This is a genomic window from Alkalimonas amylolytica, from assembly GCF_900107845.1.
GTDB lineage: Bacteria > Pseudomonadota > Gammaproteobacteria > Enterobacterales > Alteromonadaceae > Alkalimonas > Alkalimonas amylolytica.
Genome location: NZ_FNRM01000013.1, coordinates 11,629 through 24,530, shown reverse-complemented (window position 1 = coordinate 24,530; position 12,902 = coordinate 11,629). Strand labels below are relative to the sequence as shown.

Genomic DNA, 12,902 nt, shown 5'->3' with positions numbered 1-12,902 from the left:
GGCATCTATCCGATCGTTATCAAACCGCAGCCGGCCAGCGGCGACTGCTGCATCAGGTTTTGCACCTCAGTCGCATCAGCCGTGGTCGCGATATCAATCCACAGAGTATCGGCCTGAAACAGATCATCGATACGCACTTTAACCAACTCACTGACCGCCAGCCCCTGCAACCGCGCTTTTGAACTGGAAATCTGCATCTGGCTATTTTCGAACCAGAGCAAGGCTTCTACCTCTGTCAGTTCTGGCCAGTCCGGTTGAAAGCGCATCCGTCCCTGGGTCACCTGGCCGGTTGATTGGAAAACACCTTCATTTTGAGGGAACGGAAACTGACCCAAGGGGCCATGCCAAAGGGTAGCCGCGTTGCGTACCTCACCACCGAGCAAAGACCAGGACAAATAATCGATAATACTGACAGGCATATAGTGGCGCGGATAAAAATGCATCGCATTGGCCACGGCTACCCCATCCGCAGTGGCCAGTAAAAACAATTCGGCCTGCTCAGAAAAGTTTAGCACCAGCTGCGCTTCAGCCTGTACATCATTGCCTTGCAGTTGAAATTTTGGCATACGCAATTGCCAGACATCGTCCAGATAGCGAAGCTGCAACTCTGCCTGCAGCTGCCGAAATTGCATCGGCTGGCTGAAAGCACCTTGCCAGTCTAGTGCACTGTCCTGACTAGCCAGACGTAACTCAGCAAAATTAGTGGCTGCAACTAAGTGGCCATTGAGCCGCTGCACACCGGGGATATCGGCGTAGGGCTGACTGTGCAGTTGATCCAGCTTTGCTTGCAGCTGCCAGTCATTCGGCTGCAGAGCCCAGGCCAGCTCAGTCAGTTGTCCAGCTGGCTGCAACTTCGTCAGAAGCTGCAACTCGGTCCGTTGCTGGGCGATTAAGGCACTTAATGGTTGCAAAGCAGCCAACTCCAGCCCCTGCAGCTGGCCCAACAGCTGCTCATCGATGCGGTGCAGTTGCAGCAGGATACCTGGATAGCTTTGCTCTGAATTGCTGAGCTGTAACTCGGAAGAAAACAGTGACCAGCCACTATCAGCCGGATGCCAGAGCAATTGCCCCTGGCTTAGCTTCAACCAATGTTCTTGTTGCTCGAGTTGCCATCCAAGGGTGTTATCCGCCAAATCCACCTGAATGCGCTGAATGGCACCTTGCTCAACCCGCCCCCAGGCTTGCAAATTAACATTGGCATAGTCCAGCTCGACCAACTCAGGCAAAAACTGGCTCAACCAAGGCTGAATATCCAGTTGCTCACTTTGCAGATATAGCTGCCCAAAGGTGGCGTCCAGGCGTTCACCATACAGATCCAGCACAAAGGACAAGCTATTACCCGTGACCCCTTCGACCGCTATCGCACCTTGCCCCTGATGACGCTGACCTTGGTTGCGCCAGCTGAGCTGACGCACCGACAACACCAGAGGATCACTGTGCGCCAGCTCGAGCAAGACCCTGCTGTCTTGAATAGTAAATTGCTGTAATTGCCTGAAAAAAAGCTGTTCCAACGCGTCAGTCAGAGGCTCTTGCCGGCTTCCATTTTCAGTCGCGCCAACCAGGCTTTCAGCCACTAACCGGAGTTCAACGCCGGAAAGCTCAACATGGCTGGAACGCAGTTGCAAACTGCGTAAGCTATGCCAAAAGTGCAGGTGCACCCTGGCTCTGGCAACCGAAAAACCCAGCTGCTGACTTTCGCTGGCAAATTCCAGATCATGCAGCAACAGGGCGGGACCTCTGGCTTGCCAACTGGCACTGAGCTCACCTATACGGACTTCAGTACCATACTGATTGGATAATAGTTGTTCAATCTGAGATTTGTAATGATCGGCATACGGCAGGCTGTAGCGCAGGATAGACACCAGCGCCGCCAGTAACACCAGACTAATGGCCGCCAATAGCCATAGCTTGTGCAAACAAAATAAACACAACCGCCCCACTTTTTGCACTAAATCATCACCACATCAAATTGTTCCTGGTTGTACAAGGGTTCTACCTGAACACTGATTTGCTTGCCGATAAATACCTGCACCTCTGCCAGGTTATGAAACTCATCGTTGCTTAGTGCATCTTTTACTTCTGGCGAGGCATACACGACAAATTCATCAGCATCATAAGCGCGGTTCACCCGGACAATTTCACGCAGCACTTCAAAACAAACGGTTTCCACCGTTTTCAAACTGCCACGCCCTTTACATACTGGACAATCCGAACAGAGGATATGTTCCAGACTTTCCCGGGTTCTTTTGCGCGTCATCTCTACCAGTCCAAGGGCTGAGAAACCATGGATGTTGGTTTTGGCCCGATCGCGACTTAAGGCTAGTTCCAGGCTGTGCAGCACCCGGCGCTGATGCTCTTCGTTTTGCATGTCGATGAAATCGAGAATAATGATACCGCCCAGATTGCGCAACCGAAGCTGGCGGGCAATGGCCTGAGTAGCCTCGATATTGGTGTTAAAAATGGTATCTTCCAGATTACGGTGCCCTACGAAAGCGCCGGTATTGACATCCACTGTGGTCATGGCTTCGGTCTGATCAATGATGAGATAACCACCACTTTTTAGCATCACTTTGCGCTCCAGCGCACGCTGGATTTCGCTTTCCACATCAAACATATCAAAGATCGGCCGCTCGCCAGGATAGTACTCCAGCAGTGGCGTCATCTGCGGAATAAACTCATCGGTAAACGCCAGCAACTCCTGGTAGGTCAACTTGGAGTCGATACGAATACGCTCCAGATCGGTGCCGATAAAATCACGCAAGATACGGTAGGATAGGTTCAGATCTTCATAGACCCGCCCTTCTTTGCGGGTTTTCTGCTTGCGCTTGCTGATTTTGGCCCAGAGTTTTTTTAAAAAGCGGGCATCCTGCTTTAGCTCTTCTTCACCGGCCCCTTCGGCAGCTGTACGGATGATGTAGCCGCTGTGTTCATCGACAAACTCTGCCACTACGGCTTTTAAACGCGTGCGCTCGGTTTCACTTTCAATGCGCTGGGACACACCAACATGATTGGCATCGGGCATAAACACCAGATAACGGGAAGGCAGGGTAATGTCGGTCGTCAATCTGGCACCTTTGGTACCTAGCGGATCTTTGACCACCTGCACCAACAACAGCTGGCCTTCGCGAACCAAGCCCCGGATGTCCCGGTTCATTGCGGCCTGTCCGGCATCATCCGCCACCTGCGGCTGCACAATATCGGACGCATGCAAAAAAGCGGCTTTGTCCAAACCTATATCGACAAAAGCGGCCTGCATCCCAGGCAGCACCCGGCTTACTTTGCCGACGTAAATATTGCCGACAATGCCTCGCTTGGCCTGGCGCTCAATATGCACCTCCTGCAAAACGCCGTTTTCAATCAGCGCAACCCGGGTTTCACTCGGCGTGACATTGATCAGCAATTCAGAACTCATTTGGCTGCCTCCAGCTGTTGCAACAGCTGATCGGTCTCATACAAGGGCAAACCAACCACAGCGCTGTAACTGCCTTCCAGGTATCGCACAAAACGGCCACCAATACCCTGAATACCATAGCCACCAGCTTTGTCAGCAGGCTCACCACTGTGCCAATAGTCAGCGATCATCTGTTCGGACAAGGGTGCAAAATGTACCCGGCTGCTCACCAACTGTTCAAGCAGCCGCCCCTGCCATGCAATCGCTACCGCGGTATGCACCTGGTGAACCTTGTCAGACAACAATTGCATCATGGCCTTAAAGTCAGCTTCATCCACTGGTTTCCCCAGTACCTTGTTGTCAATCACCACGATGGTATCGGCACCGAGTACCGGCATCCGGCCGCCAATAGCGGCAAAGCCCGCTTCAGCTTTAGTGCGGGCCAATCGCTGCACATAGTCCACAGCTGCCTCCGTTGGCAGCAAACGCTCATCCACATCAATGCTCACCCGCTCAAAGGGCTGTTGCAGTAAGCTTAGCAGCTCATGCCGACGCGGGGAGGCTGAAGCCAATCCAATCGTTGTTTTCATAGCCTTTGTCTTACCGTACTTTAAATTGTCGTCGAACCCTGCGTAGCAACCAGAACAACCAGGGCCAAACCAGCGTACCGGTTAGTACTGGCCAAAGGTAATCCGGTAAAAAATACACACCGGTCAAGAAGTGGCTGAGCCAAAAAATCAGCAAGTGGTATAAAGCCAGTAATAACCCAACCAATAATGATTGCTGTAAAATCGAGAAGTTGCGGATTTTCTGATGATTGGCAGCCATCACAAACGCTACCACAGAAAAAGCCAGTGCATTGACACCAAGCACCGTTCCTACCAGCACATCGACCAAAAAGCCTACCACAAAGGCGGTACCAATGTTGGCGCGAAATGGCAAAGCCAAGACCCAATATAACAAAACCAGTAGTGCCCAATCCGGTCGGAACAGCTTCACCATAGCCGGCATGGGCATAACCATCAGGATCAGCGCCAGCAACAAGGACAAATAAATCACACTTATGCCTTTAGCTCGTTGCATCAGTCGGAGTCTCCTTGCTGGTCCAGCTCCGTCTGTGGCCAGAGCAGCAGCACATAGCGGATGCGATCTAACTGCGCATAAGGCTCAGCCTGTACTTGCAAAAAAGGCTGACTGACATCACGTTGGATCCGGTTTACCCGTGCTACTGGGTAGCCCTCCGGAAAGCGTCCATCCAAGCCGGACGTCACCAGCCGATCGCCATCCTGAATATCAATACTGTGCGGCAGATGCACCAACCGGATGCGATCCCATTGCCCCAAGCCTTCGGCGATTACAGCAACGCCAGTACGTTCAATCCGCAGTGAAATGGCATGAGTAGTATCGGTAATTAACAACGCCCGGCTGCTGGTGGGACCAACACTAACCACCTGGCCCAAAATGCCTAGCTCATCAATGATGGGCTGAAACTCAGTCACCCCATCGTTGCTGCCTTTATTCAGCACTATCTGGTGACTGAACGGATGACTGTACACGGCCAACACTTCCGCTACCAGCCGCTGACCTTCGGTCACCGGCGCTGAGCCCAGCAGCTCACGTAACTTGTTGTTTTCCTGCTGTAAGAACTCCAGCCGCTGCAGATTGCCACTTTGTCGCAACAAGCGCTCACGCAGCTGATCATTTTCTGCCAGCAAACGTTGATGTGACATAAACTGCTCAGAAGCACCCGTCAAAATCACTTGAGGCAGGCTGGCGACGTAAAAAAGCGGACTGACGGCTGCAGTCAGATAACTACGCAGTTGCGTAGAGCTATCGGTATAGCGGTCAATCAGCATCAGGCCGATACTCAGTAACAGCGCAAAAAAAAGGCGCAGCCGCAACGAAGGGCCGCGTTCAAAGATAGGATTCATCAGGCAACCCTAAAAGCGCAGGGCTGCCACCAGAATTGTGACTTACTCATAACTGAAGACATCACCACCATGCATATCGATCATTTCCAGCGCTTTACCACCACCACGGGCCACACAGGTGAGCGGCTCATCAGCCACCACTACCGGGATACCTGTTTCCTCCATCAACAAACGATCCAAATCGCGCAACAAGGCGCCACCACCAGTCAAGACCATACCACGCTCAGAAATATCTGAAGCCAACTCTGGAGGTGATTGCTCAAGCGCCACCATGACCGAACTCACGATACCAGCCAGTGGTTCTTGCAGCGCTTCTAAAATTTCATTGCTGGTCATAGTAAAGCTGCGTGGTACCCCTTCAGCCAGGTTGCGGCCGCGAACTTCAATTTCCAGCACATCATCGCTGGGATAGGCAGAGCCAATTTCTGTTTTAATACGTTCTGCTGTGGCTTCACCAATCAGAATGCCGTAATTGCGGCGTATGTAATTGATGATGGCATCATCAAACTTATCACCACCAATGCGGACTGACGATGAATAGACCACACCGTTTAGAGAAATAATGGCCACCTCTGTGGTACCGCCACCAATATCCACCACCATAGAACCCGTCGCTTCAGACACCGGCATACCAGCACCGATAGCTGCTGCCATCGGCTCATCGATCAAATAGACTTCGCGGGCGCCAGCGCCCTGTGCTGACTCACGAATAGCACGGCGTTCAACCTGAGTAGAACCACAAGGTACGCAAACCAGCACCCTGGGACTAGGTCGTAAAAAACTGTTGCTGTGCGCTTGCTTGATAAAATGCTGCAGCATTTTTTCGGTCACATAGAAATCGGCAATCACGCCATCTTTCATCGGCCGAATGGCTTTGATATTCCCAGGCGTTCGGCCCAACATGCGCTTCGCCGCATGACCGACCGCAGCCACACTCTTAGGACCACCGGCACGCTCTTGCCGGATCGCCACCACAGAAGGCTCATTCAGTACAATACCCTGATCTTTCACATAAATTAGTGTGTTTGCTGTACCCAGATCGATGGATAAGTCGTTGGAAAAAATACCGCGCAGTTTATTAAACATGGAACTGATTGATCCTTATGCTCATTCAAGCCCGGATGCTGCAAGCCAGGACCAAAGGGACCGACTGCAGTCTCGGGTATCGGATAGACAAAAATTCTGTGGTTATTCTATGTAACAATGCCGCAAGAAAACAGCTTTATCCAGCATTTTTGCTGAATTCCTTACAGAAAGACTAATTTCGATAAGAACAGAGGTTCGACCTGTCTTCAAGGCAAAGGTTCACGCCAGAATATTCGCCGTGGATTGCCACGATAACGACCAAAGACAGCCTCTGCACCTGGGTCTTCCTCACCATCACCTTTCCAGTCGAATTGCAGCCATGCATCGGTACTTAATTGCCACCGCCAGAAACCAGGAACCATAGGCGGAGATAACCAGAGCGACTGGGCTTCATTCTGACCGTGTTGCAACAATCCGCCAGGCCCTTGTACTGTGATCGATGGCAGGCCTGCACTGGCCTCGACACTGGCTGCGCTCGCACTGAACGCAGTGCATTGATCCAGCTCTGATAAACGAAAACGCTGGCCATCCCAGTACTGGGCGCGCAGCATCAGAGGCAAAGGAATGTCTTCTGGCCCAAAGGCGTTTTCCAGTGTCAAGCGGCCATAGCGCAGGTCCTGTAAACCAGCCAGTTGCACCGCCGTGCAGCTTTCCGAAGCGACACAGTCCCCGGCTGATTGTGGATCCATATCAAGCCCGTTCAGGCCGATACTATCTCCATCCTGAAAACGCAGTCCAAACTGCAGTTGACTATAAGGACCATCCGGTTCGCTTGAACGTAAAAAAGTAACTGCCTGCTCCAGCCAAACTGCTTCACCGAATTGCCAGCTAAAATCGCCAGCCGTGGTACTGATCCGGGCCGCTAGGTCCTGCCCATTTGCAGCCTGCTCAGCCACCAACTGCCTGCTTTGTGGGGCGCGGACAAAATCCCCGAAGTAGTTATGGGTTCGCTGTCCGGATAAGGCTCTTGCCTGCACGGCCATCGACCAACGCATTGGTTGACCCATGTAGCTAAAACCTGAACAGCCCGGCTCAATATCAGCATACAACAAGGCAAAGTGGTCTGGTGTAATGCGCCCGACCGGTTGACTGCTGGCTGGCGGTATCGTCATGCCAAGATAGGTCAGAGGCGAAGGCCGGGCAGTGATACGAAACACCCCGACTTCGGACAAGAGCGCATCCACCACAGTGGTACCCGTTACAGCGCGCTGATGCTGATATGTCATTGGCTGCAACTGACCAGGTACGGCACCTTCAGCCTGAGCGGGTGTCAACAACTCGTGCTCAAGTGAAATGCCAGCCAGGGTAAAGTTTGGCGTGACCGGCATATCACAAATGGCTGCGCCTCCGTCCTGCCAGGCATGAGCACTTAGCTCTACATTAAAGGCTTCGCCCGCACGCACAAATGCCGGGCAGCTGGCATTACCAGCGGCACAGTTTGCTGCTGTTTGAACGCACAAACCATAAGGCCGTTTACTGAATTGAGTCGCACCTTGGAGTACCAGGCCTGCGTCACCGGTCACATTAGCCCCCTGATAACGGGCATTCAGCTGCACCCGTCCGGCATCGGCATAGTTCACGCTAAGCAGAGCTTCACCATTGGCATCAAAAGTGAGTGAACGCGTTGATGGCGTTGCATTGCTCAGGCTAATAGCTTGGCCATTCACTTGCACCGGCATCGACACCGGTCTGCCCGCAGCATCCGGCGTGATATAACCCGACCAGAACTGCACCGAGCGACTTACATTGGCGAAAGCCGGCACACAAGCCTGCCCCGGATCACTCTCACGTACCGCTCGCAGCCGCACATCGGTTGCTGGCTGATTGGCAATCCCATCCGGCACCTCCAACACAAAACCACTATTGGCAAAGTTAAGCGTACAGCTGGTGGTATTTTTTGGGCCACTGCCTGCACGGCACAAGGTGGTACTCAGTGGCCGGGTGCCAGGCACCGAGCCAGTCACACCGACAGTGACCGCTCCCACTGTACTGCGACGCAGCTGTACTGTGGTGCTACCGCCGCTAAAGTTGATCACATGGCCTCCCAGCCATTCACCACCAGGCACCGGCTGTGGGCTTAAGGTTGCAGTGACTGGATCTGTGTATAATTGACTGCAGTCCGCATTGAGACAAGCCCGCATCGTCAGGGTTTCAGGCTGACAGGTCAACGCTTGGCCACTGTGATCAAATTCGAAGTGATCGATTTGCACCCCGACCGGCAAGGAGCGCAGAGCACAGATGCTGACATTATCCAGCTCATGAATATTGGTCGAGCCACCGGTTGAGCCTGTTAATGAGAGTAAAAAGTTTTCAGGAACACTGGCCTGACCAGGCTGTGCCAACACATCAAACGGTGCAATCAGGCTAATAAAACCTGTACCATGATCACGCTCTACTGACACCCATGCTCTGCCAGCGGCGCGAGAGTCCACGGTGATGCGATAACGGTGCGGATTCGCTTGATTGCCATCCACCCTTGGGTTAAGGCAGCCGCCAGCAGGATTCGTCGCGCCATTATTGCAGGTCCCCCTTAAATAACGATAACCGGAAGTACCTGAACCTGACCCCCGGACTGCAACCGACTGTTGCCGTCGACCTGGTCCGCCTGGGCCACCTTCCGTTGAGAAATTGCCAAACTCGTCCAGCCCTATCCCCAGCCAACCACCTGCAAAGCCTGGTATATTCTGATTAGCCCTGCTGCCATAACCAAGGGGCCCACCAAAACTCCCCGGTTGCGGCGTCACATTCGCATCAGACAAAACAACCGCTAACCCATCAGCCCCACTGCCGCCGTAGGCCAGGTAATCAAACTCAATCACAACTAAATTGTCCGCAGCAGGGAATAAACGCTGATAGGTTGCCGCCGTTGACTGATTGCCGACTGCTTGTGTCATACGCAAGCGCCCATTGACGATGGAAGGGGTAAAACTACCGCTGCTGCGAGAGGTGACCCAATCATCCGATAAAACGCTACTGGAGAAATTATCGCTAAAACAACCCAGGCAGGTATCCTCGCGCACGGCACCATCGTAGTTGCGCCCATCATTCTGATTGTTGTAGATGGTTTGGATCTGACTGACAGACAGCGCCGATGAAAAAAACAACACTTCATCCAGATCACCCCGGAATGGATCCGACATAGTGCCATTGGCTTGCCACCAAACCCCCAAAGCTGCCCGGGTTACCGACAGCGCTGCTGCCGATGCTGTCTGGCACTGCACCAGGTTGGCATCCAGATAGAGGCACAGTTGATTGCCGCTGCGGGTTAAAGTGGCATGGTACCAGCTGTTGTTGTTTAATACCGGCTCGGGCGAACCAAAGGCATAGTAAACGCCTAACAAGCCAGCCCGCAGTACATTGTTATTGCGAACATAGAGTTCCAGCACCGTATCCTGGCTGTTATTAGATGCCGACAGGATCTGCCGAAAGCTATTACTGGCATCGGCCTTAAACCACAAAGACACGCTAAAGTCCGTTAGGCCATTGAGCAGCCCAGACGGTAATTCTACCCGGCTCATACCGGTCGAGCTGAAGTTAGCGCCAGCCAATACCTTCCCATCGGCGGGTGTTAACTGATAACCGGTCGCTGGGTATTGCTGCATCAAATCTTCCACCACACTGTTATTTAGTGTGCTGCATAAATCCAGCGGATACAAAGCTCTGGGATCAGGCACTGTGACAGGGCTTGCTGTGCATAAACCAGGTAACTCAAGCTGCGCAATAGCGGTATCATCCCGGGTGACCACGGTATTGGTACCAACACTAATGCTGCCTGTAGCTGCCAGACCACCAACAATCACATCATTGTTATTGATGTTGATGCTACCAGCAGCATAAATTAAGCCGTTGATTTCAGCCAGATTGTTAATGGACACATTGCTGCGCACCACTATGGTGAGCTGCTCCGGGTTACCGCTGGCATTCAATCGCAGAAAATTATTCGTAACCAGGTTGTCATTCACAAAGATGGTAACCCGGGCGCCACTGGCAATGGATAACTGATAAAAGTTATTGGTATTTAATGTACCAAAATAATAGTTGCCACTATTTAAAGTGGTGCCACTGGCTGGCCAGGGCGTCGTTTGCCAGGGCACATTGGCCAGGTCAAATGGACTGATGCCATTAGCCCCTAAATTCGGATTAATGCCACTGGGGCTGGCATACAGCTCCTGGCAATTTGGCTGTGCCCACAACGAACTGGCAAAGAGCAGACAAAGAAAAACACAACACAAGTTCAGTAATCGCTGCATCAGAACCCAACCTCCATCTGCACCGCACGGCTGGCACAAAGCTCACCATGCTGGCATGGTACTGACCAGTCGGCCTGACTACGGCATTCGCCAATGCTTTGTAACAAAAAAAGCTGTCCCTGATTGGTGCCGGTATCAAGTGGCTCTGAGGCTGAACAGGAAAGTCGAACACGACAATTACTCAGACCGCTCCCTGCCAGTAAAAATTGCGCAGAGACAGCACTGCACCCGGCGGTTTCTTGCTCCAATGGAAATAACTGAGTTGCAGCAAGCTCCAGTCCGCTTTGTGCGGCCAAAAGCGCACGGGTTCCCAGCACTTCATAAACTACAGACTCGCTGCTGCTCAGCAGGATCCGACTCATGGCTAGCAAGAGACCAAAGATCACCACGATGACAAAAATTGCCACCACCAATGCACTGCCTTGGTGTTGCCGGGGGTTAGGGTACATTAGGCAGATGCACCTCGTGATTAAAAAACAAGTCCTCGGACAGCGTATTACCAAAGTTCAATACAATATGCACCACGGCATTACGGCTTAGCACAGGGGCATCATAACGAAACACCTGCCCTGCAGGCAGGGCAGATATACGTAATCCCTCTGCCATTAAGACACCTGTCCCCATGGCTGCAGGTTCAGGCTGAGTGGCAGCAAAACCATAGCCGGTATAACGCCATAGCTGATTGCCCTGCACACAATAACTAACCGGTGTGGCCAGCAAGTAAAAGCGCCGCTCAGGGGAGTGCTTTGGAAAGCTGTGGCTTGCAGCCAGATGAGCGACGGCATCTGAGCCGGAAGCATCCGGGGTTATGCCATTTAGTAGCACATTGTATGCCCGCGTTGCATCGTAAATATCTGCTGTTTCACGCGGGTAAATCACCAAGCGTTCATTGCCCTGCACCTCGGCAAAGCCAGTGGCGCTCGCCAGCTCAAGCTCAGTGGCTGCATCCGGACTGATTGGCGCCTGCAAATACAAACCACTTATCACAAAGGGCGTAAACTCCACACATTGCAAAGCGCCACTTCCAGCAATACGGACGCTGTTAGGCACAGCACTCCGCAATTCACGACTAAGCCGCTCAATGGCAAAACGGCTTTGTCCCAGTACTTGCTCACGCTCGCTGACATCGACATACATCCGGGCTGCAAAGCCAATAAAGCTGGTGACTGAAATAGCCAAAATACTCAACAAGACAATGCTGGTAATCAGCTCAATCAGGGTAAAACCGCGGCTGATCATCACCAGTTCCCCTTATAAGCACTAAACGCAATAACACTATTAGTGGGGGTGGTAATCACCACGTCAATACGTTTGACTGAGCGATTGGACAAGCCCAGCTCTGAACCAGCATAACGCACCCGGACCTCAGCCCGATAATTGCGGTAGGCCTCGGCTAAATCCAGCGCCAGAATATTGGTGAAAATATCTGCACCTTCAACACCAAAGCCATCAAAATCATCCACGTCATTAAACCACAATCGGGTTTCCGCACCATCCGGACCAAAATTCGCCTCAGCGGTGCAGGGTTCAGCGCCAAGGGCTAACTCATCGCAGCGTAGCAAACCACCACTACGATCACTTTGTTCATCAAAGGCGCGGGCCAGAATTTCATTCATCAGGCTATGACCAAGTTCCGATGCCCGCACCTGATGCCAGGGGTCGGTACTACGCACAAACAACGGCGACAAAACGGCTGTGATAAGCGTCAACGCCACCGCTAACACCGTGATGCCAATCACCAGCTCGATCAGGGTCACTCCTCGCTGACAGCTGCTTAACATGGCCGGATATACCCCTCACTTTCAAGGCAAATCTGCAGGCTATTACTACCAGTGATGGTCAGCGTGCAGGCAGGTGTGGCAGCCGCACACCCTTGCGGGCGCCCCAGGGCATCAAAGCTTAACTGGCTGAAGTTGGCAGACAAAGTGACAACATCGCGACTGGCAATACAAAGGTGAGTGGCATCGTTACGACAATCTGCACTGGTACCGATGGCAGAACTGCTTAGCTGTAGAACGCTGCCCGGACAAAAAGTCGCATCGGTGCACTGCATAGCCTGGATCTGCACACGTCGAAGTAGTGCCAGAGCCTGGTCACGATAATGGTACTCGGACGTACCTGCCCCGCTTAAAAAGCGGGGCAGCAAGGTCACACTTAGGATACCAAGCAGCACCATCACCACAATCAGCTCTACCAGGGTAAAGCCTTTGAGTGACACGTACTGCCTGATCATACTGGCTCCTT

Annotated in this window: 11 protein-coding genes; all 11 read right to left on the bottom strand. The window is 52.5% G+C overall.

Annotated elements, in window-relative coordinates:
* Positions 1 to 5: 5 nt before the first annotated feature.
* The 11 genes from BLW37_RS17345 to BLW37_RS17295 all read right to left on the bottom strand — a co-directional run bounded on the left by BLW37_RS17345 (position 6) and on the right by BLW37_RS17295 (position 12,891).
* Entirely contained in the window at positions 6 to 1,949 is a 1,944-nt protein-coding gene (locus BLW37_RS17345) for a YhdP family phospholipid transporter (protein WP_091345176.1), read from the bottom strand.
* Positions 1,949 to 3,412 carry a ribonuclease G gene (gene rng / locus BLW37_RS17340; RefSeq protein ID WP_091345174.1) on the bottom strand — a complete coding sequence of 488 codons (1,464 nt, stop codon included), beginning with the start codon at positions 3,410 to 3,412 and terminating at the stop codon, positions 1,949 to 1,951. The genes BLW37_RS17345 and rng overlap by 1 nt, the downstream gene beginning before the upstream one ends.
* The gene (locus BLW37_RS17335; protein WP_091345172.1) at positions 3,409 to 3,981 is read right to left on the bottom strand and encodes a Maf family protein; all 573 of its coding nucleotides are present in this window, start codon (positions 3,979 to 3,981) and stop codon (positions 3,409 to 3,411) included. The genes rng and BLW37_RS17335 overlap by 4 nt, the downstream gene beginning before the upstream one ends.
* Positions 3,982 to 3,991: 10 nt before the next feature.
* On the bottom strand, positions 3,992 to 4,474 hold the full coding sequence (gene mreD, locus BLW37_RS17330; protein ID WP_091345170.1) for a rod shape-determining protein MreD: 483 nt from the start codon (positions 4,472 to 4,474) through the stop codon (positions 3,992 to 3,994).
* Positions 4,474 to 5,322, bottom strand: coding sequence for a rod shape-determining protein MreC (gene mreC, locus BLW37_RS17325; protein WP_091345168.1), 849 nt, complete (start codon positions 5,320 to 5,322; stop codon positions 4,474 to 4,476). The genes mreD and mreC overlap by 1 nt, the downstream gene beginning before the upstream one ends.
* Positions 5,323 to 5,364: 42 nt before the next feature.
* On the bottom strand, positions 5,365 to 6,408 hold the full coding sequence (locus BLW37_RS17320) for a rod shape-determining protein (RefSeq protein WP_091345165.1): 1,044 nt from the start codon (positions 6,406 to 6,408) through the stop codon (positions 5,365 to 5,367).
* A 206-nt stretch (positions 6,409 to 6,614) separates the two neighbouring features.
* A complete protein-coding gene (locus BLW37_RS17315) occupies positions 6,615 to 10,658 on the bottom strand; it encodes a DUF6701 domain-containing protein (RefSeq protein ID WP_091345162.1) in 4,044 nt (1,347 codons plus the stop codon).
* Positions 10,658 to 11,107, bottom strand: a complete 450-nt coding sequence (locus BLW37_RS17310; protein WP_091345160.1) for a hypothetical protein — start codon at positions 11,105 to 11,107, stop codon at positions 10,658 to 10,660. Before BLW37_RS17310 ends, BLW37_RS17315 begins: the two co-directional genes overlap by 1 nt.
* On the bottom strand, positions 11,097 to 11,897 hold the full coding sequence (locus tag BLW37_RS17305; RefSeq protein WP_091345157.1) for a PilW family protein: 801 nt from the start codon (positions 11,895 to 11,897) through the stop codon (positions 11,097 to 11,099). Before BLW37_RS17305 ends, BLW37_RS17310 begins: the two co-directional genes overlap by 11 nt.
* A complete protein-coding gene (locus BLW37_RS17300; protein ID WP_091345154.1) occupies positions 11,897 to 12,439 on the bottom strand; it encodes a type IV pilus modification PilV family protein in 543 nt (180 codons plus the stop codon). Before BLW37_RS17300 ends, BLW37_RS17305 begins: the two co-directional genes overlap by 1 nt.
* Positions 12,433 to 12,891 carry a type II secretion system protein gene (locus tag BLW37_RS17295; protein ID WP_091345152.1) on the bottom strand — a complete coding sequence of 153 codons (459 nt, stop codon included), beginning with the start codon at positions 12,889 to 12,891 and terminating at the stop codon, positions 12,433 to 12,435. Before BLW37_RS17295 ends, BLW37_RS17300 begins: the two co-directional genes overlap by 7 nt.
* Positions 12,892 to 12,902 lie beyond the last annotated feature (11 nt).

Bases quoted from the DNA above. Each gene is read 5' to 3' on its own strand.
- mreD (WP_091345170.1), bottom strand. From the start codon at position 4,474: ATGCAACGAGCTAAAGGCATAAGTGTGATTTATTTGTCCTTGTTGCTG.
- BLW37_RS17310 (WP_091345160.1), bottom strand. From the start codon at position 11,107: ATGTACCCTAACCCCCGGCAACACCAAGGCAGTGCATTGGTGGTGGCA.
- BLW37_RS17300 (WP_091345154.1), bottom strand. From the start codon at position 12,439: ATGTTAAGCAGCTGTCAGCGAGGAGTGACCCTGATCGAGCTGGTGATT.
- BLW37_RS17335 (WP_091345172.1), bottom strand. From the start codon at position 3,981: ATGAAAACAACGATTGGATTGGCTTCAGCCTCCCCGCGTCGGCATGAG.
- BLW37_RS17315 (WP_091345162.1), bottom strand. From the start codon at position 10,658: ATGCAGCGATTACTGAACTTGTGTTGTGTTTTTCTTTGTCTGCTCTTT.
- rng (WP_091345174.1), bottom strand. From the start codon at position 3,412: ATGAGTTCTGAATTGCTGATCAATGTCACGCCGAGTGAAACCCGGGTT.
- BLW37_RS17295 (WP_091345152.1), bottom strand. From the start codon at position 12,891: ATGATCAGGCAGTACGTGTCACTCAAAGGCTTTACCCTGGTAGAGCTG.
- BLW37_RS17305 (WP_091345157.1), bottom strand. From the start codon at position 11,897: ATGATCAGCCGCGGTTTTACCCTGATTGAGCTGATTACCAGCATTGTC.
- mreC (WP_091345168.1), bottom strand. From the start codon at position 5,322: ATGAATCCTATCTTTGAACGCGGCCCTTCGTTGCGGCTGCGCCTTTTT.
- BLW37_RS17320 (WP_091345165.1), bottom strand. From the start codon at position 6,408: ATGTTTAATAAACTGCGCGGTATTTTTTCCAACGACTTATCCATCGAT.